This is a genomic window from Corallococcus sp. AS-1-6 (genome assembly GCF_020037015.1).
Taxonomy (GTDB): domain Bacteria; phylum Myxococcota; class Myxococcia; order Myxococcales; family Myxococcaceae; genus Corallococcus.
In genome coordinates this window covers 1-23,886 of the sequence record NZ_JAIQDE010000044.1, presented here as the reverse complement: position 1 = coordinate 23,886, position 23,886 = coordinate 1, and the positions used below count along the sequence as shown (strand labels likewise).

Sequence of the window (23,886 nt, the reverse complement as noted above, 5' to 3'; positions counted from 1 at the left end):
CCCCCCTGGCCGTGCGGGGTGGCCCTCCTTTTCCCGCCCTCGTCCGCCCGAGTGGCATGCGGCCCCCGTGGCCCGCCGGCCACGGCCGCCCATGGCCCGCGCTTTGCTGGTAGAGGCGTCAGACAACGTTGGCAGGCGCGGAGGTGTGAACGTGGGAGAAGTCGGTGTGGGGCTCGGGGCCGGGCCTGGTGACGCGGTGTACTCCTCGTGGCTGGAGGTGAGCGCGTCCCACCTCCGGCACAACGTGGCGGCGTTCCGCGCGCTGGAGTCCACCGGCCCCACTCCCCGTGCGCTGGGCGCGGTGCTCAAGGGCAACGCCTACGGCCACGGCCTGGCCCAGGTGCTGCCCGTGGTGCACGCGGGCGTGGACGTCCTCTACTTCATCGCGCCGCAGGACGCGCTCACGGTGCGCGCGCACGAGTCCGCGCACGGCCTGCCCGCGCGGCAGGTGGTGGTGCTGGGCGCGGTGGCCCCGGAGGAGGCCGTCGTGCTGGCGCGCCAGGGCATCGACGTGGTGGTGGCGGACCGCTCCTGGGCGGACACGGTGCCGGCCCTGCGCGCGGCGAACCTGCCGCGCCCCCTGCGCGTGCACGTGCACATCGACACGGGCCTGGGCCGCGAGGGCTTCACGTTGGATCAACTGCCGCGCGAGACGGCGTTCCTCGCGGAGGCGCCGGACGTGTTCGAGCCGGTGGGCGTGCTCAGCCACTTCGCCAACACGGAGGACGTGACGGAGCAGGCGTACGCGCTGGCGCAGTTGGACGCGTTCGAGACGGCGCTGGGGCACCTGGCCGCGCAGTTGAGGCCCGCGAAGCCGTTGCAGCGGCACATCGCCGCGAGCGCCGCGGCGCTGGTGCTGCCCCGGGCGCGCTACGAGGCGGCGCGCGTGGGCATCTCGCTGTACGGCCTGTGGCCCTCGCCGGAGACGCGGCTGTCCGCGCGGCTGGTGCTGGGCGAGCTGCCGGTGCTCAAGCCGGTGCTGTCGTGGCGGTGCAAGAGCCAGGTGGTGAAGTGGCTGCCGGCGGGCGCGTACGTGGGCTACGGCTGCACGTACCGGACCTCGGAGCCCACGCGCATCGCCGTACTGCCGGTGGGCTACTACGACGGCTATCCGCGCCTCGCGTCCGGCAAGGCGCACGTGCTGGTGAACGGGCGGCGGTGCGCGGTGCTGGGCCGCGTGATGATGAACCACCTGATGGTGGACGTGACGCGCGCCACCGCCGACGAGCGCCCGGTGACGGCCACGCTCCTGGGGCGCGACGGTGAGGAGTCCGTGTCCGCCGAGTCCCTGGCCGGCTGGGCGCAGACCATCCACTACGAGCTGGTGACGCGCCTGGGCGCGCACCTGCGCCGCGTCGTCGTGGAGTAGCGCGGGCTACTTCGGCGCAGTGCCTTCCGTGAGGCCGGGCGACGGCGCCGTCGCGAGCGCCGGGGGCTGCACCTTCCAGCGGCGGTGCAGCCACAGCCACTGCTCCGGGTGACGGCGGATGGCGCGCTCCAGCGCGGCGGTGACCCGCGCGGTGTGCTCGGTGATGGGGTCCGCGCACTCGCCGGGCGTGGGCGGGAGGATGGGGCCCTCCACCTCCAGCTTGTAGCGCGCGCCGGGGCCCGGAGGCCGCACGCCCATCACCACGAACACTGGCACGCCCGTGCGCTCGGCGGCCACCGCCATGGCGGGCGTCGTGGACGCGAGCCGGCCGAAGAAGGGCACGAACACCGCGGACTTCGCGGGCAGCGCCTGGTCCAGCAGCATGTACGCGGACTCGCCTCGGTTCACCGCGTCCGTAATCTCCTGGATCGCGCCCTTCGGGTAGATGAGCCCCGCGCCCGCGCCCAGCCGGTTCTCCGCGATGCGCGTGTTCAGCGCGCCCTTGAGCGGACGCACCAGCGCGTTGAGCGGGATGCCCCAGCGGATCAGCATCTGGCCCACCAGCTCCCAGTTGCCGAAGTGCGCCGTCACCAGCAGCGCGCCCTTGCCCGTGGCCACGTGCGCCTTCAGCGCCGCGAACGCCTCCTCGCCCTCGATGCCCTGCTGGTCCCAGTCCGGCGTCATCCGGTCCCCGGACGGCAGGGACTCCACCACCACGCGCGCCATGGTGAGGTACGCGCCCCGCGCGATGGCGTGGCGCTCGGCTTCGCTCTTCTCCGGCATCGCGTGCGCCAGGTTGTCCAGCGCCACCTCGCGGCGGATGCCCAGCGTGTAGGCCAGGTTCGCCACGAAGCGAGCGAGCGCGTCCCGCGCCTTCGGTGACAGCGCGGTGAGCAGCGCCCAGACGCCGCGCGTCAGGAACGCCACGACGGGGCCCGGCGGCGAGCCGATGATGCGGCGCAGGTGCTCCGGCGGCCTTTTCCCCTCGGGAGGGGTGTTCGTTTGCGGTGGCAGCGGATGCGAGGAGAGGGGAGCGGACACGGCCGCGCACTCCACCGCGAACACGACCTGACAGCAAGGCCACGCACCGCGCGCGCGTCGCTACCTTGCCAGGCTGCTCTGGTCCACACTGCGCGGCCATGCCCAACCTGCTCCGTCCGGTGGCCCTGGCCACCGCAACCTTCCTTGCGGCATGTGGTGCCCGACAGGGCAACGCTCCCGCTCCCGGTGCCGTTGAAACGCCCCCCGTTGTCTCCGAGCTCAGTGAAGCCACCGCGCCCAAGCCTCCCGAACTGCGGCTGCCGGACGACGTGCGGCCCACGAAGTACGCCATCGTCCTGAAGATGGATCCGAAGGCGGAGGCCTTCGAGGGCACCGTCGACGTGACGCTGGAGGTGGCCCGGGCCACGAACGTCATCTGGATGCACGGCAAGGACCTGGCCGTGAAGGAGGCCACGCTGGAGCAGGGGGGCGTCACCCAGAAACTCAAGGCGTCCTCCGCCGGTGAGGACCTCCTGGGCCTGACGCTGGAGAAGCCGCTGGCCGTGGGCGGCGCGAAGCTGCGCCTCGCGTACACGGGCACCGCGTCCGAGCGCGAGAACTCCGGCGCCTTCCGCGTCAACGAGGGCGGCGACTGGTACATCTACACGCACTTCGAGCCGTTGGACGCGCGCCGCGCCTTCCCGTCCTTCGACGAGCCCGGCTTCAAGGTGCCGTGGCAGCTCACCTTCCACGTGCCGGAAGGCAACGTGGCCGTCACCAACACGCCGCAGTTGGCGGAGGAGAAGGGCGCGGACGGCTGGCGCATCTTCCGCTTCGCCCCCACGCAGCCGCTGCCCAGCTACCTCATCGCCTTCGGCGTGGGCCCGTTCGACTTCCTGCCCGCGCGCGACGCGGGGCAGAAGCAGGTGAAGACGCGCATCATCACGCCGCGCGGCCGGGCGAGCGAGGCGGCGTGGGCCGCGAAGGTGACGCCGGACATCCTGGAGCGCCTGGAGGCGTACTTCGGCATCCCGTACGCGTACGAGAAGCTGGACGTGCTCGCGGTGCCGCTGATGCCCGGCGCCATGGAGAACCCGGGCCTGGTGACGTTCAACTCGCGCCTGGCCCTGGCGAAGCCGGAGGAGGACGCCGTCTGGCGCCAGCGCGCGTTCGCCAACGTGCAGGTGCACGAGCTGGCGCACCAGTGGTTCGGCGACCTGGTCACCCTGGCGTGGTGGGACGACCTGTGGCTCAACGAGTCCTTCGCGTCGTGGATGACCCCGCGCATCGTGGAGTCCTGGCAGCCCACGTGGGACGCGCCGGTGGAGCGCGTGCAGGACCGCAACGGCGCGCTGGACGCGGACAGCCTGGTCGCCGCGCGCTTCATCCGCCAGCCCATCCAGGACGCGGGTGACATCGAGAACGCCTTCGACGGCATCACCTACGGCAAGGGCAGCGCGGTGCTGGCCATGGCGGAGACGTGGCTGGGCCGGGACGTCTTCCAGAAGGGCATCCAGCGCTACATCCGCGCGCACGCGGGGAAGAACGCCACCGCGAAGGACTTCCTGGACGCGCTGGCCGCCGAGTCCGGCAAGGACGTGGCCCAGGTGATGAACAGCTTCCTGGACCAGACGGGCGCGCCCTTCATCACCGCGACCCTGCTGTGTGACGGCGGCAAGCCGCGCGTGGCGCTCGCCCAGGAGCGCTACGTGCGCCTGGGCTCCAAGGCCCCGGGGGCGCAGTCGTGGAAGGTGCCGGTGTGCGTGAAGTACCCGGGCGCGGGCAAGGACGCCACCGCGTGCACGCTGATGACGGAGGCGAAGGCGGAGGTCGCCCTGACGGAGGCGAAGGCGTGCCCGGCGTGGGTGTTCCCCAACGCGGACGGCGCGGGCTACTACCGCCTGCGCCTGGCGGACGACACGCGGGCCCGGCTGATGAAGTCCGGCCTGTCGAAGCTGTCGCGCGCGGAGCGGGTGGTGCTCTTGAGTGACTCGCTGGCGCTCGCGCAGGCGGGGCTGATGCCCGCGGCGGACGCGCTGCCGCTGCTCACCGGCGTGGCGCAGGACCCGGACCGGCAGGTGCTGGAGGCGGGCCTGGAGCTGATGGACCTGGTGTCGTCGCGGCTGCTCACGCAGGCGCAGGAAGCGGACCGCGCCCGCTACGTGCGCGACACCTTCGGGCCGCGCGCGCGCAAGCTGGGCTTCAAGCCGCGCGCCGGTGAGAGCGAGGACATGCGCCTGTTGCGCCCCCGCCTGCTGGAGCTCGCCGGCAACGAGGGCAACGACCCGAAGCTCGTCGCGGAGGCGCGCACGCTGGCGGAGGCGTGGCTCAAGGACCGCAAGGCGGTGGCGCCGGACGTCGTGAGCGCGGTGCTGGCCATCGCCGTGGAGCACGGGGACGCGGCCCTGCACGGCAAGCTGATGGAGGCCCTGCGCGCGGAGCAGAGCCGCTACCAGCGCCAGCAGTTGCTGGGCGGCCTGTCCCACACCACGGACCCGGAGCTCGTGAAGGTGAACCTGGCGCTGCTGCTCGACCCGAAGCAGGACCTGCGGGAGAACCTGTGGCTCCTGATGGGCGCGTCGCGCGACTCGCGCACCCGCGACACCGCGGTGGAGTTCCTGAAGGCGCACTACGACACGCTGGTGGGCACCGACGGCAAGCCGGGCCTGCTGCCGGACGGCATGGCGTCCCGGCTGCCGTACCTGGGCGCCGGCTACTGCGACGCGTCCAGGCGCCAGGAGGTGGCCGCCTTCTTCGAGCCGCGCGTGGCCCGGGAGCCCGGCGCCGACCGCGTGCTGCGGCAGGTGCTGGAGATCGTCGACCAGTGCATCGCGCTGAAGGAGGCCCAGGGCGCGAGCATCGGGGCCTTCCTTTCCGGCAAGCCGGCCCAGACGCCGCAGGCGCCGCCCGCGCCCCGGTAGTCCGTCCCTGGAACGACACCGGGTCCGCGTGGCAGGCACGCGGACCCGGGAGGGAGGCCTTCGTCGCGGCGGGGAGGGCTACTTCCGGCCGCGCGACATGAAGGACATGAAGGCCTCCCTGGCCTCGTCGGAGCCGAGGCGCTGGACGAACTCGGCGCCCTCGCGCTTGAGGGCGGCGTCCACCTGCTCGCGCAGCGGGCCGCGGATGAGCGCCTTGGTCACCTTCAGCGCCTGGGCGGGGCGCTGGGCCAGGGCGCGGGCGCGCTCGGTGGCCACGTCCTTCAACTGCGCCTCCGGGACGGCCTTGTTGATGATGCCGGCGCGCAGCGCGGTGGCCGCGTCGAACGGGTCCCCGAAGAGCAGCAGCTCCGACGCCAGCGCGAAGCCCGCCGCGCGCGGCAGGAGCAGGCTGCTGGCGCCTTCCGCGCACAGGCCCAGGTTGACGAAGGGCATGCTGAAGCGCGCCTTCTCCCCGGCCACCACGTAGTCGCAGTGCAGGAGCATGGTGGTGCCGATTCCCACCGCCGCGCCCTCCACCGCCGCGAGCACGGGCTTGCTCAGCCCGGCCAGGGCGCGCAGGTAGCGGAACACCGCGCTGTCCTCGCCCGTGGGCGGGTGCTCCAGGAAGTCGCCAATGTCGTTGCCCGCCGTGAACGCGCCGCCCGCGCCGGACAGGAGCACCACCCGCACGTCGTCGCGGCGCTCCGCCTCCTGGAGGGCGGCGGTGGCGGCCTCGTACATGGCGTGGGTGAAGGCGTTCTTCTTCTCCGGCCGGTTGAAGGTGACGGAGAAGACCCCTGCGTCGAGCTGCGTCAGAAGCGTGTCGGACATGGCCGGGCAGACTAACGCGCGTCGGGCCTCAGTGCGCGCAAGAGCAGCGGGGCCAGCGTCACCACCTGGTGGGGGAAGGGCAGGTCCTCCCGGTGCTCCACACTGTCCGTGCTGAACAGCCGCTTCACGGGCACGCCGCGCAGGCGCTCCAGCGCGGGGCCCACCAGCAGGGCGTGCGTGGTGGCGAGGATGAAGTCGTCCACGCAGCCCTCGCCCTTCAGCTCCTTCGCCGCCGCGGCCAGCGTGCCGCCGGTGGACACCATGTCGTCCACCAGGATGGGGCGCATGCCGCGCACCTGGCCCAGCAGGCCCAGCGTCTCCACGTCCTTGCCGCTCAGCCGCGCCTTGTGCACCACCGCCCACGGGCGGCCGAGCAGCTTCGCCAGCGCCTCCGCCCGCTTCACCGCGCCCAGGTCCGGCGCCACCACCACGGTCGTGTCGGTGACGTGGGGGCGCAGCGCGTCCGCCAGCAGCGGCAGCGCGGACAGGTGCTCCAGCGGGGCGCCGAAGCAGCCCTCCAGCGCCGGGTTGTGCAGGTCCACGGTGAACACGCGCGTGAAGCGGCCGTGGGACACCATGTCGGCCACCAGACGTCCGCCCAGGGGCTCGCCCGGCCGCGCCCGCCGGTCCTGGCGCGCGTAGCCCACGTAGGGAATCACCGCCTCCAGCGAGGCCGCGCCCGCCCGCCAGCACGCGTCCGCGAGCAGCAGCAGCTCCATCAGGTTCTCCCCCACGGGCGGGGCGGAGGACTGGAGGATGACGACGCGGCGGCCGCGCACCTCCTCCGGGGGCACCTCGATGTGCAGCTCTCCATCCGGAAAGCGCTCCCGCTTCACTCCCACCGGCTCCGCGCCGAACGCCTGGGCGAGCGCACGGCCGAGGTGGGGACTGGCACTGCCGACGACGAGGGCGATGGGCGTCATGGGGGACACCCTAGCGCGGGAGGTGCTCGCGGTGCCCTGGCCCCCCGGGCATGCCGACAGGAGAGCCACTGAACGTGCCTCCGCCGACACACTCCGGAGGGAAGACCACCTTCCGGGGGTGGAGGCTGGCCAATGCGTTTCCGGGACAGGGCGGAGGCGGGACAGAAGCTCGCGGGGGTGTTGACGCCCTACCGCTCCGGGGACGTGTGCGTCCTGGGGCTGACACGCGGCGGGCTGCGCGTGGCGTACGAGGTGGCCCGGGGGTTGAGGGCCCCCCTGGACCTGTGGGTGGCGCGCCGGCTGCGCGTGCCGGGGGGCCGCCTCACGCTGGGCGCGGTGACGGAGGGCGGCGGGCTGTACCTGGACCCCCAGGCCGTGCTCCAGGCGAAGCTGTCCGGGGAGATGCTCCAGCGCTTCGTGCGCGACGAGGTGGACGACGTGGAGCGGCAGGCGCGGCAGTTGCGCGGCGGCCTCACGCCGAGGATCCGCGGGTGCCTGGCGCTGCTGGTGGACGACGGGATGGTGACGGGCGCGACCATGGCCGCGGCGCTCCTGGCGCTCAAGCAGCAGGGCGCGCGCCAGCGCGTCGTGGCGGTGGGCGTGGCGACGCCGCGCTCGCTGGAGCTCATCCGGAGCCGCGCGGACGCGGTGCACGCGCTGACGCTGGACCCCGCGCTGCGCGAGGTCTCCGAGGCCTACGACAATTTCCCCGCGCTCAGCCAGGACGAGCTGCGGCGCTGGCTCACCCGCGCCCGGGAGGCCAGCCCCGCCCGGGCGCAGGGCCCGGCGCCGGACGTGGCGGGCGGGTGGTGGTTCTGACGCGGGGGCGGGGATTGGGAAGCAGGCGACGACGAGGACAGGAGGAGGACGTATGGACGTGGAGACCGTGCACGCGGAAGACCGCAGGCCCCGGACGCACTGGGAGCACTTCACGCGCGATGAGCTGCTCGGGGTGCGGGGCGTGGGCCGCTCCATGGAGCAGGCCTTCGAGATGGCGGCGCTGGGACTCTGCGCGCTGGTGACGGACCCGCGCAGCGTGGAGGCGCACGAGGAGCTGGAGGTGGACTGCCAGTCCGCGGACCACGACCAGTTGCTCGCGGACTGGCTGCGGGCGGTGGTGGGCGCGATGGCCGGCGGACGGCGCCTGCGCTTCCAGTGCTTCGTGGTGCGCCTGGACGGGCTGAACCTCTTCGGCCACGGCTTCGGCGAGCGCGCGGGACAGGCGCGCCACGGCACCCACGTGGCGCTGACGGGCGCGTCGTTCACCCAGGTGTCCGTGCGCCAGGGGCCGGAGGGCGTGTGGACCGCCGAGGCGCTGGTGGACTTCTAGGGAGGCAGGCGGGCGCGGCGGGCGGATTCGTCCACGCGAGGGATGCACCGGGGCTCCGGGCTGCTATAGGGACGTTTCCCTCTTCGCGACCAGGACCCTTCCGGACATGGCTTCCCGTGACATCCGCTTCGTGTGGCTCGACCTGGAGATGACCGGGCTGGACCCCAATACCTGCGGCATCATCGAGGTGGGCATCATCGTCACCGGCCCGGACCTGCGGCCGCTGGGCGAGTTCGAGCGCGTCGTCTGGCAGCCGGAGGAGATGCTCCAGCGCATGGAGCCCGTCGTGCGGGAGATGCACACGAAGAACGGCCTGCTGGAGAAGGTGCGCGCGTCCACGTCGTCCCTGCGCGTGGTGGAGCGCGAGGTGACGTCCTTCATCGCGGACTACTGCGACCTGGGCGAGGGCATCCTCGCGGGCAACTCCATCCACACGGACCGGCGCTTCCTCATCGACCACATGCCCATGGTGGACCGCTACCTGCACTACCGCATGGTGGACGTGACCAGCCTCAAGGTGATTACGCGCGCCTGGTACCCGGCGCTGGTGGAGCCGCGCAAGCCGCCCAGCGGGCACACCGCGCTCGCGGACCTGCGCTCCAGCATCAGCGAGCTGCAGTACTACCGGGACGTCCTCTTCCGCGCGACGCCAGGCTGAGCGCCGTTCAGGCGCGGGCCTCGTCCGCGGGCAGTTGCTTCTGGAGGGTGCCCAGCAGGTCGTCCAGCTCGAAGGGCTTGGCGAGGAAGTGGGAGCTGGCGCGGCGCTCCTCGTCCGTGAGGCGGCCCGCGCTCATCACCACCACGGGCAGGTCGCACAGGTCCGGGTGGGCGCGGATGCGGCGCAGCAGCTCTCCTCCGTCCATCACCGGCATCATCAAGTCCAGCAGCACCAGGTCCGGCTTGGAGGCCAGGAGCCGCTGGAGGCCCTCGTCGCCGTTGTACGCGGTGACGATGTCGTAGCCCTCCAGGGACAGGATGTCCTCGAGCGCCTCCACGATGGCGAGCTCGTCGTCCACGATGAGCAACCGCTTCATGCGCGGCCCCCCTCCACCGCTCGCACGGGCCCCGGGACCCCCGTCGGCCCGGAGGCCCGGGGTGGGAGGGACGGGATGCGGGCGGGGTGGGACTTCACGCGGTGGCTCCATTTTCTCTCGCCGCAGAAGGTAGGTCCGCGCGCCAGTTCGGCCAGGGGCCGGTGTGGGTTCTGTTGGTCAGGTGGCGGTGGATGTGTCCTGGGCGCCAGCCAGGCGCTCCTTGAGGATGTGCTTCTGGACCTTTCCCAGGGCGTTGCGGGGAAGGGCGTCGGTGAAGACGACGCGGCGGGGCTTCTTGAAGGCGGCGAGCCGTTCGCGGCACCAGTCCACCAGGGCCTGGGCGTCGGAGGGGGCGCCGGGGTGGGGGACGACGACGGCGACGACCTGCTCCCCGAAGTCCGGGTCGGGGAGGCCCAGGACGGCGGCCTCGGCGACGGCGGGGTGCGCGGTGAGGACCTCTTCGACTTCGCGGGGATAGATGTTGAAGCCACCGCTGATGATGAGCTCCCGGGCCCGGCCGGTGATGCGCAGGAAGCCGTCCGGGTCCCATTCGCCCAGGTCGCCGGTGCGGAACCAGCCGTCGGCGTCGAAGGCCTCGGCGGTGGCGTCCGGGCGGCGCCAGTAGCCGGTGAAGACGTGGGGGCCGCGGACCTCGATTTCGCCTGTCTCGCCGCGGGGCAGGGGCTGGCGGGAGCGCACGTCCACGACGCGGGCCTCCTGGCCGGGGAAGGGCATGCCCACGGTGCCGGGGCGGCGCTCGCCGTCGTAGGGCTGGGTGGTGTTCATGAGGGTCTCGGTCATCCCGTAGCGCTCCAGGATGCGGGCGCCGAAGCGCGCCTCGATGTCCAGGCAGAGCTGGGGGCTCAAGGGGGCGGAGCCGGAGACCCACAGACGCAGCGGGTGCGGCGTCACGCCGGTGCGGCGGGACTCCTCCAGGAGGCGGCCGTACATGGTGGGCACGCCGAAGAAGAGGGTGAGGGACGCGTCGTCATGCAGGGCGGTGAGCGCCTCGGAGGCGACGAAGCGGCGGCGCAGGTCCACGCTGGCGCCGGTGAAGAGGGTGCCGTGCAGGCCCACCATGAGGCCGTGGGTGTGGAAGAGCGGGAGGGTGAGCAGGAGCCGATCCGCGTCGGTCCAGCGCCACGCCTCGGTGACGGCGCGCACGTTGGCGAGCAGTTGCCGGTGCTGGAGCATGGCGCCCTTGGAGCGGCCGGTGGTGCCGGACGTGTAGCCCAGCACGGCCAGGTCCTCCGCGCGGGGCAGGGGCAGGGGCAGGGACGCGGTGGACGCGGCGCCCTGTGCGAGCACGTCCGCGAAGGCCACGGAGGGCAGTCCGGGAGGCGGCGGCTCCACTGTGATGAGCCATTGCAGCGAGGGGAGTTGGTCGCGCAGCGGCACCAGCTCCGAGGCACCGGAGGTCCCGGTGACGCAGACCTTCACCTCCGCGTCGGAGAGGATGTGGGCCAGCTCGACCTGGCGGTAGGCGGTGTTGACGAGCACGGCGACGCAGCCCGCGGCCTGGACGCCCAGCCAGGTGACGACGAACGCGTCGCTGTTCTCCAAAAAGAGCGCGACGCGGTCGCCAGGAGCCAATCCCCGGGCCTTGAGCCCGCGAGCGAACGCGGTGACCCGCTCCGCCAGTTGTCCGCGCGAGTACGTGGTGCCCTCGAAGGAGAGCAGCGGGCGCGAGGGTTCGTGACGGGCATGGTCCAGAAACACTTCAAGCAGGGAGGCCGGCATGGCGCGCGAGCCTACCTGGGACGGGATACGCTGAGCGCATGTCCGTGCGGAGGACCTATCTCATCCTGATCTCTTCGCTCGTGCTGGCTGGCTGCATGAGAGCCGCCGTGCCGTCCTCCTCGAACTACGAAGACGATTTCTCCATCGCCTTCCCGCCGTTCTTCGCGCAACCCGCTGTCTCGCTGGGGACCGAAGGCACGGTGTACGAACTGGATGGAGACACCCTGCGAGCGCTCACCGTCGCTGCCCGGGACCTGCTTCCACCGCGGGACGCCCCTGTGTCTTGTGGAAGCCGCTGGGAGTCCCAGCAGTACCGCGTCGTCCGACAGGGCGACGTCATCTTCATCCGCATCGATGAAGACCCGAAGGCGTGTGGCCGCACGCAGCCAGCGCTGGACTCGGGGGCGAGCTACGCCATCCACCGGGATGGCCGGATCCTCCGGCGGCTCATCGACGGTCAGCCGGATGTCTCGAAGCCCGAGGATGCCGGCGTGCCCGCCACGCCCGGAGAACCCGGCAGCGCAGCTCCTGATGCGCTAGGCGACGGGCCCTCTCCGGTCCTGCCACCCTCATGGCAGGACGCGGGCTCACCGGCTCCCGCGCCCCGTCCGTAGCACCGTCTAGAACAGCGACATGCCCAGCGTGACGCTGCACAGGAAGCCGCCGTGCTGGCTGGTTCCGATATCGAGCGCGTCGAGGAGGTTCGGGTCGCGGCCGTCCGACGTGTTCCAGTTGTCCTCACGCAGGCGGAAGCCCCAGCCCGCGCGCAGACCCAGGTACATGGGGCCCATCGACTGGCGCATGCCCACCGCCAGCGTCGCCACCGGCGTGAACAGCTTCTCCGTCGTGTACACCTCCGACTCGTCGCCAATCGTGAGCGTGGTCGTCGACGTCGTGCCCATGTTGAAGCTCATGCCCGCCTCCAGGAACGGGCTCGTGCGCACCTCGCCCAGCGGATACAGGCGCGCCACCGGACCCACGCGGAAGCCCCAGGCCCCCGTGCCCGCGCTCAGGTTGAGCCCCAGGATGGGCGCCACCCGGTACTCCAGCTCACCGCCAAAGATGCCGGACGGGCTGTTGAATCCCAACGCGAGGCCCAGGTCCAGGTTCGTCCGGCCACCGCGCCGGGGAGGCAGCCGCGGGCTCTCCGTCTCGCGCCCCATCGAGTCCCCGTCCATGCCCTCATAACGGGACGCGTCGTTGCTCAAACGCTCCGATACCAGCGAGTCCGAGCCCGCCGCGGCGGGCACCTCCGCCGCCGCCACCGGCGTCTCCTGGCTCGCGGCCTCCAGCTTCTGGGCCTCGGCCAGCACCGCCTGCGCCATCACCACCGAGCCCTTGTCGCTCAGGCTGGGATTGACGAACTCATACGCCAGCGTCTTGGTACGCACCGGCGTGTGCGTCGTGGCCAGTTGATACGTCAGCCGGTACTTCTCCCCGGCCCGCGTCACCTTCGCGCTCACCGTCACGTCGGGTGAACCCTCGTGCTGGGCGTCCACCAGGATGGCCTCCGTGGTGGCGCTCTTCAGTGCCTCCCCGATGCCATAGCGCGTGCGCTCCGCCACGGTGCTCGCCGTCAGTCCGCTGGCTTCCACCTCGCTGCCCACCTCCGTGAGCTGGAGGTACAGGGCATCGGCGAAGGCGGAGAAGGGCAGCAGCGTCGCGGCCAGCAGCATGCCGGCGCGCGTCCGCAGGGCGGTGGAGCGCATGGGGTGTTCCTCGAAATTGTGTGGGAATTGAACCGGGCAGCCAGACGGCCTGACGCTGTTTCTATTCAGCCCCAGCACACGCCTTCGCGGTGTCCGTTCCTGGGACGCGCGCTTCGCGCAAGCGGTCAACGCGGCCGGACAGCCCTCCGCCACCTTCGTGTTTCCAGGGGCTTGGCCCGGCTCGAAGCCCTGGCACACGGCTCGCTATGGCCCGGGGCGTGGACATCCCGAAGCCCCGCGCACCCCGCCGCAAACCCTACCTCCTGGCCGCCCTGGGCCTCGCCGCGCTCGTGGCGGTGACGGTGGGCCTGTCCCGGCTGCGCCCCGCCGCGCCCACCGTGGACCGGGCCTCGGTGTGGCTGGACACGGTGAAGCGCGGCCCGCTGGTGCGCCAGGTGAAGGGCACCGGCTCGCTCGTGCCTGAATCCATCCGCTGGCTCACCGCCGACACCGCCGGCCGCGTGGAGCGCATCCACGTCCGCCCCGGCGCCACCGTCACCGCGGGCACGCTGCTGCTGGAGCTGTCCAACCCGGACGTGCAGCTCCAGGCCCTGGAGGCCGAACGCCAGCTCGCGAGCGCCGAAGGCGACTTCCTGGAGCTGCGCGAGGTGCTCCAGACCCAGCGGCTGTCCCAGCAGGCCACCGTGGCCACCCTCACCGCCGAGTCCGCCGACGCCACCCGCCGCGCCCAGGCCAGCGCGGCCCTGTTCGAGAAGTCCTACGTCGGCGACTTGGAGACGCGCCAGGCCCAGGAGAAGGCCCGGGAGGCGGGCCAGCGTCTGGAGTTGGAGCGCCAGCGCCTGGACGTCATGTCCCAGAGCCTGCGCCAGCGCCTCGCGTCCCAGCAGGAGCAGGTGGAGCGGCTCAAGGCCGTGGCGCGCTTCCGCCGCCAGCAGGTGGAGTCCATGAAGGTGCTCGCGGGCGAGGACGGCGTGCTCCAGGAGCTGCCGCTGGAGCTGGGCCAGTGGGTGACGCCCGGCGTGCTCCTGGCCAAGGTGGTGAAGCCGGAGCGGCTCAAGGCGGAGCTGCGCATCGCGGAGACGCAGGCGCGCGACATCCTCCCGGGCCTGAAGGCGCGGGTGGACACGCGCAACGGCGTGGTGGAGGGCACCGTCGCGCGCGTGGCCCCCGCGGCCAGCCAGGGCACGGTGCGCGTGGAGGTGTCGCTGCCGGACGCGCTGCCCAAGGGCGCCCGGCCGGACCTCACCGTGGAGGGCACCGTGGAGCTGGAGCGGCTGGACGACGTGCTGTCCGTGGGCCGCCCCGCGGGCGCCCAGGCGGAGAGCACGCTGGCGCTCTTCCGCCTGCTGCCCGGCGGCGACGAGGCGGTGCGCATCCCCGTGAAGCTGGGCCGCGGCTCGGTGAACGCGGTGGAGGTCGTGCAGGGACTTTCGGAAGGCGATCAGGTGGTGCTGTCGGACATGACCGCGTGGGATGCGGTGGAGCGCGTGAGGCTGCGATGATGACGACGATGACGAACGACGGCGAGGCGAAGGCCGTGGCCCCGGTCGCGGTGCCGGGCAGGGCGCTGCTCCAGCTCGACGGGCTCACCAAGGTGTTCGAGACGGAGGAGGTGGAGACGCACGCCCTCTCCAACATCCAGCTCACCATCCGCCAGAACGAATGGGTGGCCATCGTCGGCCCGTCCGGCTCCGGCAAGTCCACGCTGCTCGCGGTGCTGGGGCTGTTGGACACCGCCACGCGCGGCAGCTACCTGCTGGATGGCCGCAGCGTGCTGGAGCTGTCGCCCACGGACCGGGCGAAGGTGCGCAACCAGCACATCGGCTTCATCTTCCAGAGCTTCAACCTCATCGGAGACCTGACCGTCTTCGAGAACGTGGAGCTGCCGCTCACCTACCGGGGCCTGCCCGCGCAGGAGCGCAAGCAGCGCGTGGAGCGGGCCCTGGAGCGCGTGGGCATGGCGCACCGGGCGCGGCACCTGCCGGGGCAGTTGTCCGGCGGCCAGCAGCAGCGCGTGGCGGTGGCGCGCGCCGTGGCGGGCGACCCCCTCATCCTCCTGGCGGACGAGCCCACGGGCAACCTGGACTCGAAGAACGGCGAGGCGGTGATGCAGCTCCTGTCCGACCTGCACAAGGCGGGCTCCACCATTTGCATGGTGACGCACGACCCGGCGCACGCGCGCATCGCCACGCGCACTGTGAGCCTGTTCGACGGCCGCGTCGTGCAGGACGAACAGCTTCGCTGAAGGACGGGGGACACGGCCATGGAACACCTGCTCGGTGACTTGCGCTACGCGTGGCGCTCCCTGAAGAACGCCCCCGGCTTCGTGGCGGTGGCGGTGCTGACGCTGGCGCTGGGCATCGGCGCGAACAGCGCCGTGTTCAGCGTGGTGAAGGGCGTGCTGCTCACCCCGCCGCCGTTCACGCGGCCGGAGGAGTTGGTGCTTCTGGCCCCGAACTTCGACGCCTTCGGCCTGAAGGAGGTCTCGAACTCCGTCCCCGAGTACCGGGACCTGACCACGCACACGAAGGCCTTCGCGTCGCTCGCGGCCTTCCGGCCGGACGACATGACGCTCACCGGGGGGGACTCGCCCCGGCGCCTGCGCGTCGTCGCCGCCACGGCGTCGTTCCTGCCCACGCTGGGCGTCGCGCCGGTGCTCGGCCGGGGCTTCACGCGGGAGGAGGAGACGCCGGGCCTGGACGCGGTCGTCATCCTCACGGACACCGCGTGGCGCACCCTCTTCGCGAAGGACCCGGAGGTGCTGGGGCGCGTGCTGCGGCTGGACGGCGTGCCGCGCACGGTGGTGGGCGTGCTGCCGCCGGGCGGCATCTATCCGGAGGACATGGAGGCGGTGCTGCCCTTCGCGCCCACGCCGGAGCAGCAGGAGGAGTCCCGGCGCGGCAACCGCTTCCTGAGCGTGATGGCGCGGCTCAAGCCGGGCATGACGCTGGACGCGGCGCGCGCGAACCTGGTGCGCATGGGCAACGCGCGCCCCGCGGACCTGGTGGACCAGTACCGGCGGTGGGGCTGGTCCATGAGCGTGAAGTCGCTGGAGGAGCAGGTGGTGGGCGGGGTCCGCGAGACGCTGTGGCTGCTCTGGGGCGCGGTGGGCTTCGTGCTGCTGGTGGCGTGCTCCAGCGTGGCGAACCTGCTGCTCGCGCGGGCGGTGTCGCGCGGCCGCGAGGTGTCCATCCGCGCGGCGCTGGGCGCGGGGCGGCTGCGGCTGGTGGCGCAGTTCCTCACGGAGAGCCTGGTGCTGTCGCTGGTGGCGGGCGCGGTGGGGCTGCTGCTCGCGCTGTGGGGCACGGACGCGCTGGTGGCCACGGTGGGGGACAGCCTGCCGCGCGCGCAGGACGTGAAGCTGGACCTGGCCTCCGTGTTCTTCACCCTGGGGGTGTCGGTGCTCACGGGCGTGCTCTTCGGGCTCGTGCCCGCGCTCCAGGCGAGCCGCGCGGACCTGCACGCGGCGATGCGCGAGGGCGCCCGCGCCACGGGGAACCACCGCACGGGCCGGCTGCGCGCGGCGCTGGTGGTGGCGCAGGTGTCGCTCGCGCTGGTGCTGCTGGTGGGCGCGGGCCTGTTCGTGAAGAGCTTCCTCGCGCTCCAGCGCGTGGACGCGGGCTTCGAGCCGGACGGCGTGCTCACCGGGCAGCTCGCGCTGCCCCGGGTGCAGTACCCGGACCGGGCGAAGCAGGCGGCCTTCCTCCAGGCCCTGCTGCCCCGGCTCCAGTCGCTGCCGGGCGTGGAGTCCGCGGGGCTGACGAACGTGCTCCCGCTGGGCGGCTCCACGGACAACAGCTTCGACATCGAGGGGCGCCCACGCCAGCCGGACGAGCTGTGGAAGGCGGTGGAGTTCCGCGCCGTCACGCCGGGCTACCTGCGCGCGCTGCGCGTCCACCCGCGGCAGGGCCGGCTCCTGGAGGACTCGGACGGGCCGGAGGCGCCCTGGGCGGTGGTCATCAACCGCTCCTTCGCGGACCTCTTCTGGCCGAAAGGGGACGCGCTGGGGCAGCGCTTGAAGCTGCACGGAAAGGACATGCAGTGGACCACGGTGGTGGGCATCGTGGACGACCTGCGCGAGTGGGGCCTGGACGTGCCGGCGCGCCCGGCGGCGTACTATTCGCTGTCGCAGTTGCCGTCCGTGTCCATGGGCCTGGCGGTGCGCGTGAAGTCGGGGAACCCGGAGGCCCTGCGCGCCCAGGTGGAGGCGGAGGTTCGCGCGGTGGACGCGGACCTGCCGCTGTTCGACGTGTCCTCGCTCACGCACCGGATGGACCAGTCCACGGGCCCCCGGCGGTTGTCCGCGCTGGTGATGGGGCTGTTCGCGGGCGTCGCGCTGCTGCTCGCGGCGCTGGGCCTGTCGGGCGTCATCGCCTTCTCGGTGACGCAGCGCACGCGGGAGCTGGGCATCCGCATGGCCCTGGGCGCGGCGCGGGGGGACGTGCTGCGGCTGGTGCTGGCGCAGGGCCTGCGCCTGTCGCTCACGGGCGTGGGGGTGGGGCTGTGCCTGTCCCTGGGGCTGGCGCGGCTGTTGGGGTCGTTGCTGTATGGCGTGTCGGCGGCCGACCCGTGGACGTTCGGCGGGGTCGCGTTGCTCTTGACCGGGGTGGCGCTGGGGGCGTCGTGGCTGCCTGCCCGGCGGGCGACGCGCGTGGACCCCATCATCGCGCTCCGGGCCGACTGAGTTCCCTCCTTTCTGGCACAGTCCCTCACCGTGGCGTCCTCCGTGTCCGAACCCACCGCTCCCTCCCCGCGCACCACCCGCATCCTCGTGGCCGACGACCAGCCGGACGTGCTGGAGGCGTTGCGCCTGTTGCTCAAGCGCGACGGCTACACCGTGGTGAGCGCGCAGTCCCCCGCGGGCGTGAAGGCCACGCTGGACGCGGAGGACGTGGAGCTGGTGTTGATGGACCTGAACTACGCGCGCGATACGACCTCCGGGCGTGAGGGCCTGGACCTGCTGGGCGAGCTGCGCGCGCGGGACGCGCTCCTGCCCGTGGTGGTGATGACGGCGTGGGGCAGCGTGGAGGGCGCGGTGGAGGCGATGCGCCTGGGCGCGCGCGACTACGTGCAGAAGCCCTGGGACAACACGCGCCTGCTGGCCACGCTGCGCACGCAGGTGGAGCTGTCCCGCGCGTTGAAGCGCGGCCGGCGGCTGGAGGAGGAGAACCAGCACCTGCGCCGCGAGCAGGGCGGGCGCTCCCCGCTGGTGGGCGAGTCGCGGGCGATGCAGCCGGTGCGCAGGCTCATCGAGCGGGTGGCGCCGTCGTCCGCGCCGGTGCTGGTGACGGGGGAGCACGGCACGGGCAAGGAGGTGGTGGCGCGGCTCATCCACGCGGCGAGCACGCGCGCGGACCGGCCCTTCGTCGCGGTGAACTCCGGCGGCCTGTCCGAGGGCGTCTTCGAGAGCGAGCTCTTCGGCCACGTGAAGGGGGCCTTCACGGACGCGAAGACGGACCGCATCGGCTGCTTCGAGCTGGCGGACGGCGGCACGCTCTTCCTGGATGAGATTGGGAACATGCCGCTCACGCAGCAGGCGAAGCTGCTGCGGGTACTCCAGACGGGGGAGCTGCACCCGGTGGGCTCGTCGCGGACGCGGCGCGTGGACGTGCGCGTGGTGAGCGCGACGAACGTGGACCTGGGCCGCGCGGCGGCGGAGGGCCGCTTCCGCGAGGACCTGCTCTACCGGCTCAACACGGTGGAGGTGCAGTTGCCGCCGCTGCGGGAGCGGCGCGAGGACATCCCGTTGCTCGCGACGCACTTCCTGGCGGCGCAGGGGCAGCGCTACGGCCGTCCCAACATCCACCTGGCGCCGGGAGCCATGGAGGCGCTCATCGCGTATCCGTGGCCGGGCAACGTGCGCGAGCTGGAGCACGCGGTGGAGCGCGCGCTGCTGATGGCGGTGGGGGACCGCGTGGAGGCGGAGGACCTGCTGCTCAAGCGGATGGGCCCGCCGGGCGGAGCGGGCACGCGCCTGGAGGAGATGACGCTGGAGGAGGTGGAGCGCTACCTCATCGAGCGCTCCCTCGGCCGGCACGACGGCAACGTGAGCGAGGCCGCGAAGGCGCTGGGCCTGTCGCGCAGCGCGCTCTACCGGCGGCTCCAGTACTACGGCATCAAGGGCGCAAGGTGAGCCGCGGCGCCGCGCACGACAAGGACGCGCACGAGCCGCGGTCCCTCGTGCCGTACGACCTGCGCGTGACGTGGCTCGCGGTCCTCGCGGGGCTGCCCGCGGTCGTCGTGACGCTCGCGCTCCTGTGGACGGGGGACTTCACCGCCAAGGTGCGCTGGACGCTGTCCGTGCTGGTGGTGGGCGTCCACGCCGGGGTCTGCCTGGCGCTCCGCGAGCGCGTCGTGCGGCCCCTGCACACCGTCGCGGGCCTGCTGGCCGCCCTGCGTGAGGGCGACTACTCCGTGCGCGGCCGGGGCGGACGCGCGGGGGATCCGCTCGGGGAGGTGCTCCTGGAGGTCAACGCCCTGGGGGACACCCTGCGCGAGCAGCGCCTGGGCGCGATGGAGGCCGGCGCGCTGCTGGGCCAGGTCATGGAGGCCATCGACGTCGCGGTGCTCGCCTTCGACGCCGCCGGCACCCTCAAGCTGGTGAACCGCGCGGGCGCCCGGCTCGTGGGCCTGCCTCGCGCGCAGTTGTTGGGCCAGCGCGCGGAAGCCCTCGGCTGGAGCGACCTGCTGGAGGGCCCCGCCCCCCGCCGCCTCACGCGCGCCTTCGCGCAGCAGGACGGCGGTCCCTACGAGCTGTGGCGAGGCACCTTCCGTGAAGGCGGCCAGCCCCACCAGCTCGTCGTGCTCACCGACCTGCGTCTGGCATTGCGCGAAGAGGAGCGCGAAGCCTGGCGCCGGCTGGTCCGCGTGCTCAGCCACGAAATCAACAACTCCCTCACCCCCATCCAATCCATCGCGGACGCCCTCCGGGACACCGTCGCCCAGGTGCCGCGCCCGGCGGACTGGGAGGAGGACACCCGTCACGGCCTGGGCATCATCGCCCGCCGCGCGGAGGCCCTGTCCCGCTTCATGTCCGCCCACGCGCGGCTCGCGCGCCTGCCGCCCCCCACCCCGGGCCCCGTCGAGGTGGAGCCCTGGGTGCGCCGCGTGGTGGCCCTGGAGCCGCGCCGCCCCGTCGCCGTGCGCCCGGGCCCCGTCCTCACCGTGTCTGGCGATGGCGACCAACTGGAGCAACTGCTCATCAACCTGGTGCGCAACGCCGTGGACGCGGTCCTGTCGGACGGGGGCGCGGGTGGTGTCTGGGTTTCCTGGGCGGTGCACGCGCCGGGCGCCGTGGAGGTCTGGGTGGAGGACGAAGGCCCCGGCCTCGCGGACACCGCGAACCTCTTCGTGCCCTTCTTCACCACCAAGCCCCAGGGCAGCGGCATCGGCCTGGCGCTCAGCCGGCAGATCGCCGAGGCGCACGGAGGCAGTCTGCGCCTGGAGAACCGCACGGACGGCCGGGGCTGCCGCGCGAGGCTCAGGCTCCCGCTGGACGCTCCGCGCGCGTGAAGCCCTTCTTGCCGGAAGTGGCCCCGGGCCCCGAGGGCGCGGCGGGAACGGCCTCCGGCTCCGGCAGGGGCGCGGCCAGCCGGTAGAGCAGCGCGGTCGCCGCCCAGAAGAACAGCACGGTGAAGCCCACGTGGATCCACCGCGCCCCGGACCACTGCTGGAGCGAGCGCGGCAGCGCCTCCAGCGCGACGAAGCCGCCCAGCCACTGCCCCAGCCAGCACAGCGCCGTCACCCACAGCACGCGCTGCCACGACGCCACCCGCGAGCGCCCGAAGGCATAACGGTGCAGGGCCCACAACAGCCCCACGGCGCAGCCCCACAGCGCCAGACGTGTCAGGGAAAGGCCCCGGTGCGAAGGACCCCATGGGTCCAGCTCCAGCACCCCGAAGCTCGGCGCCAGGATGAGCACCTGCACCAGCACCACCCGGCGCACCCGCTCCGTCAATCCCTTGAGGAGCTGCCCATACGTCCAGGTCAGCGCAATCATTGGAGCCCTCCTCGGGCACGAATGAGCGGTGCTGCAGGAGAAGAACGGTTCGCCCTTTATTTCTTGATTTATTTGTTTGGGATGAACTCCCGGGCTCCACCCCGTGAACAACTTCCGTGGGTTGGAGGGTCGTCCGCAATGACTATTCAAAAATTGACAATTCGGAGAGGGAATAGAACTCAGCGGGTGGGGTGGTGCCGTCGTAGGTAGGGGATTCCACGGAGAGCCGCACGAAGCGCACGGGCCCGTCGCCGTAAGGGGGAGTCTCCCCCGGACGGCGGACCGCGACACGAATCCCGGGAGTGCCTTTTCACGCGATGTCCATGGGATGCGGCGCCAGGACTCGCGGGGCCTCGCGAGACACCGCCATTGCCCTCGCGGCGCGCCACTCCGTCCCCAGGGGCGGCGCGCTGTGTGAACGCGCACGGCCTTCTGTCCCGAGGTGCCGCCCACTGGAGCCGCGACCTGGGCGGTCGTTACACTTTTTCATGTCGAGCGGAAGCCACGGCCAGGGTTTCGCGGGGAGGGCGCATGCGCACGCCGAAGGACGAACTGCTGCTCCGGGCGATGGACCATGCGTTGTCAGCGCGGACGATGGACGCGGTGGAGACGCTGGCCTCGCTCTATCGGTTGTTGGATGCGGAGCGCATCCCCGAGGACGAGAACTACGCGGTGTTCGCCACCGCGTTGTCGCGCCGGTTGGAGGGGGCGACGGGGGCGCTGCATCCGTACCGGGCGTCGGAGGTGGACGGCGGCGCGCCACAGATTGAGTTGTTCCGGCGGTTGATGAAGCACCTGCCGCTGGCGTCGGCGGCGGACGCGGTGGCGAACGCGCTGCTCGCGGACTTCCTGCGAGGACACGCGGAGGTGACGCTGCTGGACGTGGGCATCGGGCAGGGGCGGCAGGAGTGCAACCTGCTGCGAGCGCTGGCGAAGGCGGGCGCGCTGCCCCGGCACCTGACGGTGGTGGGGGTGGACCCCAGCGGCACGAGCCTGGTGGAGGCGCGCGACGCGGTGCTGGCGGTGGCGGAGGAGGTGGGGCTGTCGCTCGAGTTCGTGAAGCTGGAGTCGCCGGTGGAGGACCTGGACCTGGCGACGTGGGCGGCGCTGCGAGCGGTGCGCCGGCCGCTGGTGGTGAACGCGGCGTTCGCGCTGCACCACGTGGCGGAGAAGGAGACGAAGGGCCTGGAGGCGCGCGACGCGGTGTTGGAGCGGCTGGCGTCGCTGGGCCCGGTGGGCGTGGTGATGTGCGAGCCCCACGTGGATCATCACCGCGCACCGGCGCGCGAGCGGTTGAAGAACGCGTGGAATCACTTCTCCCGGGTGTTCCAACTGCTGGATACGCTGGAGATCCCGAGCACGGAGCGCCGCGCCATCAAGCGGTTCTTCGGCCGGGAGGTGGATGACATCGTGGGCACGGTGAACGAGTCGGAGCGGTGTGAGCGCCATGAGCCGGCCCTGGCCTGGTGGGAGCGGTTGCGGCGCGCGGGCTTCGCGCCGCGAGGCGGGCTGTCGGCGGTGTGCCCCCGCGACGTGCACCCGGCGGTGGGGCTGTGCGTGGAGGAGGGCACGGTGGGCATCACGTTCCGGGGGGATGTGCTGGTGTCGGTGTTGGCGGCGGTGCCGGGGGAGGGCGCGTGAGCGACCTGGAGGCGTTGGCGCCGAAGGTCATCGCGAGGTGCCGTGAGGCCGGGGTGCGGCTGGTGTTGGCGGAGGCGTGCACGGGAGGGCTGATGACGGCGGCGCTGACGGAGGTGCCGGGGGCATCGGCGGTGGTGGATCGCGCGTTCGTGCCGTACTCGAACGAGTCGAAGGGTGAGCAGTTGGGGGTGCCGCTGGCGTTGTTGCAGGCGCACGGCTCGGTGAGCGCGGAGGCGGTGGGGGCGATGGCCTCGGGGGCGCTGGAGCGTTCGTGGGCGGACTGGGCGGTGGCGGAGACGGGCATCGCGGGGCCCGGGGGCGGGACGGAGGCGAAGCCGGTGGGGCTGGTGTTCATCGCGGTGCAGCGGCGCGGGAGGGCCGCGGTGGTGGAGCGTCACCGGTTCCAGGGGGACCGGCGCCAGGTGCGGCAGGCCGCGGCGGCGCGAGGGCTGGCCCTCCTTTTGGAGCAGGTGGGAGTGGAGTCCTGAATAGGGGACTCATCCCGCCGGACGTTGGCACGCGCGGGGCGGATGGAGGAGAAGGTTTGACGCAGTCTCACGAAGGGGGCCTCGATGTATCGAATCGACGTGGACCGGGCGGAATCCATCGTGAGCTTCGCGCTGGAGGGCTACATCCGGCTGGAGGAGATGCAGCGCTTCGTGGAGGAGCTGCGCGCCGCGACGGATGAGGTGGCGGGGCAGCCCATCAAGATCGAAGCGGACCTGCGCACGTTCCGGCCGGCGTCGCCGGAGGCGGCGGACCTCATCCGGAGGGTGCAGGAGTACGGGCTGCGCTCCGGGGTGACGCGGGTGGCGGAGCTGGTGCAGAACCAGATCGTGGCGTTGCAGTTGAACCGGGTGGCGTCCGGGAGCGGGACGGACAAGATCCTCCGCCGTTTCTGGCAGGAGTCCGCGGCGAGGACCTGGCTGAAGCACGGAGACGCGGAGCTGGGCGTGGCGCTGCAAGGCTGAGCGGAAGCGAACATGCCAGCGCGCGGGTGGTGCGTGCTGTGGGTGTTGTTCGTGACGGGCTGCGCGACGTCACGAACGGTGCGGTTGGACACGGGAGAAGGCCGGGCGCGTGAGTACACGCCGCGCACGGACACGCGGCCCGTGACGCTGGAGTCGGACACCTTCGAGCAGGCGGTGCGGACGCTGGCGCGAGGAGCGCCGCCGGGAAGGGAAGCCCTCCGGCTGTTGAATCCCGGGACCGCGCGTCCGAGGACCTCCCTGGGCGTCGTGTCGGTGGACGACCCGAGGCAGGGGCGCGTCCGGGTGGCGCAAGGGAGCACGGAGCTGGAGGCCGCCTACGGACGCTGGTGCGAGCGCAAGCGGCTGTCCGGAGACTGCCTGCACCTGTTGGACCGGGGACTGACGCTGGATGAGGAGGGCAAGCGGACGCTGGCCTTCCGCATCGCGTTGGACTCGGTGTGGGAGGAGACGGCCGA

At 72.4% G+C, this 23,886-nt stretch carries 21 protein-coding genes and 1 pseudogene; 15 read left to right on the top strand and 7 right to left on the bottom strand.

Annotation, left to right across the window (positions count from 1 at the left end; all coding sequences use genetic code 11):
- The first annotated feature begins 151 nt into the window (after window positions 1-151).
- Window positions 152-1,369 carry an alanine racemase gene (alr, locus tag K8612_RS36690; RefSeq protein WP_223765655.1) on the top strand — a complete coding sequence of 406 codons (1,218 nt, stop codon included), beginning with the start codon at window positions 152-154 and terminating at the stop codon, window positions 1,367-1,369.
- 6 nt (window positions 1,370-1,375) lie between these two features.
- Here alr and K8612_RS36685 read toward each other — a convergent pair whose 3' ends face one another.
- Complete coding sequence (locus K8612_RS36685; RefSeq protein WP_223765654.1) at window positions 1,376-2,410, bottom strand: lysophospholipid acyltransferase family protein; 1,035 nt, start codon at window positions 2,408-2,410, stop codon at window positions 1,376-1,378.
- 98 nt (window positions 2,411-2,508) lie between these two features.
- Here K8612_RS36685 and K8612_RS36680 point away from each other — a divergent pair, with 98 nt between their 5' ends.
- The gene (locus tag K8612_RS36680) at window positions 2,509-5,271 is read left to right on the top strand and encodes a M1 family metallopeptidase (RefSeq protein WP_223765653.1); all 2,763 of its coding nucleotides are present in this window, start codon (window positions 2,509-2,511) and stop codon (window positions 5,269-5,271) included.
- A gap of 78 nt (window positions 5,272-5,349) precedes the next feature.
- Here K8612_RS36680 and K8612_RS36675 read toward each other — a convergent pair whose 3' ends face one another.
- Window positions 5,350-6,102 carry an enoyl-CoA hydratase gene (locus K8612_RS36675; protein ID WP_223739701.1) on the bottom strand — a complete coding sequence of 251 codons (753 nt, stop codon included), beginning with the start codon at window positions 6,100-6,102 and terminating at the stop codon, window positions 5,350-5,352.
- An 11-nt stretch (window positions 6,103-6,113) separates the two neighbouring features.
- Window positions 6,114-7,034: a ribose-phosphate pyrophosphokinase gene (locus K8612_RS36670; protein WP_223765652.1), complete on the bottom strand. Its 921-nt coding sequence runs from the start codon at window positions 7,032-7,034 to the stop codon at window positions 6,114-6,116.
- Window positions 7,035-7,157: 123 nt separating this feature from the next.
- On the opposite strand from K8612_RS36670, the gene K8612_RS36665 reads away from it, so the two are divergent.
- From K8612_RS36665 to orn, 3 genes are all read left to right on the top strand, one after another.
- Entirely contained in the window at window positions 7,158-7,844 is a 687-nt protein-coding gene (locus K8612_RS36665) for a phosphoribosyltransferase (protein WP_223739699.1), read from the top strand.
- Between the two features lie 52 nt (window positions 7,845-7,896).
- The gene (locus K8612_RS36660) at window positions 7,897-8,355 is read left to right on the top strand and encodes an archease (RefSeq protein ID WP_223765651.1); all 459 of its coding nucleotides are present in this window, start codon (window positions 7,897-7,899) and stop codon (window positions 8,353-8,355) included.
- A 106-nt stretch (window positions 8,356-8,461) separates the two neighbouring features.
- A complete protein-coding gene (orn, locus tag K8612_RS36655; protein WP_014393105.1) occupies window positions 8,462-9,013 on the top strand; it encodes an oligoribonuclease in 552 nt (183 codons plus the stop codon).
- Between the two features lie 7 nt (window positions 9,014-9,020).
- On the opposite strand, the gene K8612_RS36650 is transcribed toward orn, so the two are convergent.
- The gene (locus K8612_RS36650) at window positions 9,021-9,389 is read right to left on the bottom strand and encodes a response regulator (RefSeq protein ID WP_223739697.1); all 369 of its coding nucleotides are present in this window, start codon (window positions 9,387-9,389) and stop codon (window positions 9,021-9,023) included.
- A gap of 177 nt (window positions 9,390-9,566) precedes the next feature.
- Entirely contained in the window at window positions 9,567-11,129 is a 1,563-nt protein-coding gene (locus K8612_RS36645) for an AMP-binding protein (RefSeq protein WP_223765650.1), read from the bottom strand.
- Between the two features lie 107 nt (window positions 11,130-11,236).
- Here K8612_RS36645 and K8612_RS36640 point away from each other — a divergent pair, with 107 nt between their 5' ends.
- A complete protein-coding gene (locus K8612_RS36640; RefSeq protein ID WP_223765649.1) occupies window positions 11,237-11,743 on the top strand; it encodes a hypothetical protein in 507 nt (168 codons plus the stop codon).
- A 6-nt stretch (window positions 11,744-11,749) separates the two neighbouring features.
- Here K8612_RS36640 and K8612_RS36635 read toward each other — a convergent pair whose 3' ends face one another.
- Window positions 11,750-12,838: a hypothetical protein gene (locus K8612_RS36635; protein WP_223765648.1), complete on the bottom strand. Its 1,089-nt coding sequence runs from the start codon at window positions 12,836-12,838 to the stop codon at window positions 11,750-11,752.
- Between the two features lie 218 nt (window positions 12,839-13,056).
- On the opposite strand from K8612_RS36635, the gene K8612_RS36630 reads away from it, so the two are divergent.
- The 5 genes from K8612_RS36630 to K8612_RS36610 are packed head-to-tail and all read left to right on the top strand — an operon-like array spanning window position 13,057 to window position 20,311.
- The gene (locus K8612_RS36630) at window positions 13,057-14,301 is read left to right on the top strand and encodes an HlyD family efflux transporter periplasmic adaptor subunit (protein ID WP_223765647.1); all 1,245 of its coding nucleotides are present in this window, start codon (window positions 13,057-13,059) and stop codon (window positions 14,299-14,301) included.
- A complete protein-coding gene (locus K8612_RS36625) occupies window positions 14,301-15,044 on the top strand; it encodes an ABC transporter ATP-binding protein (protein WP_373692166.1) in 744 nt (247 codons plus the stop codon). Before K8612_RS36630 ends, K8612_RS36625 begins: the two co-directional genes overlap by 1 nt.
- An 18-nt stretch (window positions 15,045-15,062) precedes the next feature.
- Window positions 15,063-17,483, top strand: coding sequence for an ABC transporter permease (locus tag K8612_RS36620; protein ID WP_223765645.1), 2,421 nt, complete (start codon window positions 15,063-15,065; stop codon window positions 17,481-17,483).
- A gap of 42 nt (window positions 17,484-17,525) precedes the next feature.
- On the top strand, window positions 17,526-18,932 hold the full coding sequence (locus K8612_RS36615; RefSeq protein ID WP_373692165.1) for a sigma-54-dependent transcriptional regulator: 1,407 nt from the start codon (window positions 17,526-17,528) through the stop codon (window positions 18,930-18,932).
- Window positions 18,929-20,311: an ATP-binding protein gene (locus K8612_RS36610; protein ID WP_223765643.1), complete on the top strand. Its 1,383-nt coding sequence runs from the start codon at window positions 18,929-18,931 to the stop codon at window positions 20,309-20,311. Before K8612_RS36615 ends, K8612_RS36610 begins: the two co-directional genes overlap by 4 nt.
- Here K8612_RS36610 and K8612_RS36605 read toward each other — a convergent pair.
- Window positions 20,280-20,798, bottom strand: coding sequence for a hypothetical protein (locus K8612_RS36605; protein WP_223765642.1), 519 nt, complete (start codon window positions 20,796-20,798; stop codon window positions 20,280-20,282). The two genes, K8612_RS36610 and K8612_RS36605, sit on opposite strands and share 32 nt — an antisense overlap.
- 531 nt (window positions 20,799-21,329) lie before the next feature.
- Here K8612_RS36605 and K8612_RS36600 point away from each other — a divergent pair.
- From K8612_RS36600 to K8612_RS36585, 4 genes and pseudogenes are all read left to right on the top strand, one after another.
- Window positions 21,330-22,439: a GRAS family protein gene (locus tag K8612_RS36600; protein ID WP_223765641.1), complete on the top strand. Its 1,110-nt coding sequence runs from the start codon at window positions 21,330-21,332 to the stop codon at window positions 22,437-22,439.
- Window positions 22,436-22,927 (top strand): CinA family protein, encoded by a 492-nt coding sequence (locus K8612_RS36595; RefSeq protein ID WP_223765640.1) that lies wholly within the window; start codon window positions 22,436-22,438, stop codon window positions 22,925-22,927. Before K8612_RS36600 ends, K8612_RS36595 begins: the two co-directional genes overlap by 4 nt.
- 84 nt (window positions 22,928-23,011) lie before the next feature.
- A complete protein-coding gene (locus tag K8612_RS36590; protein ID WP_223739686.1) occupies window positions 23,012-23,410 on the top strand; it encodes an STAS/SEC14 domain-containing protein in 399 nt (132 codons plus the stop codon).
- A gap of 12 nt (window positions 23,411-23,422) precedes the next feature.
- Window positions 23,423-23,886 (top strand): annotated as a pseudogene (locus K8612_RS36585) (hypothetical protein); the annotation flags it as partial.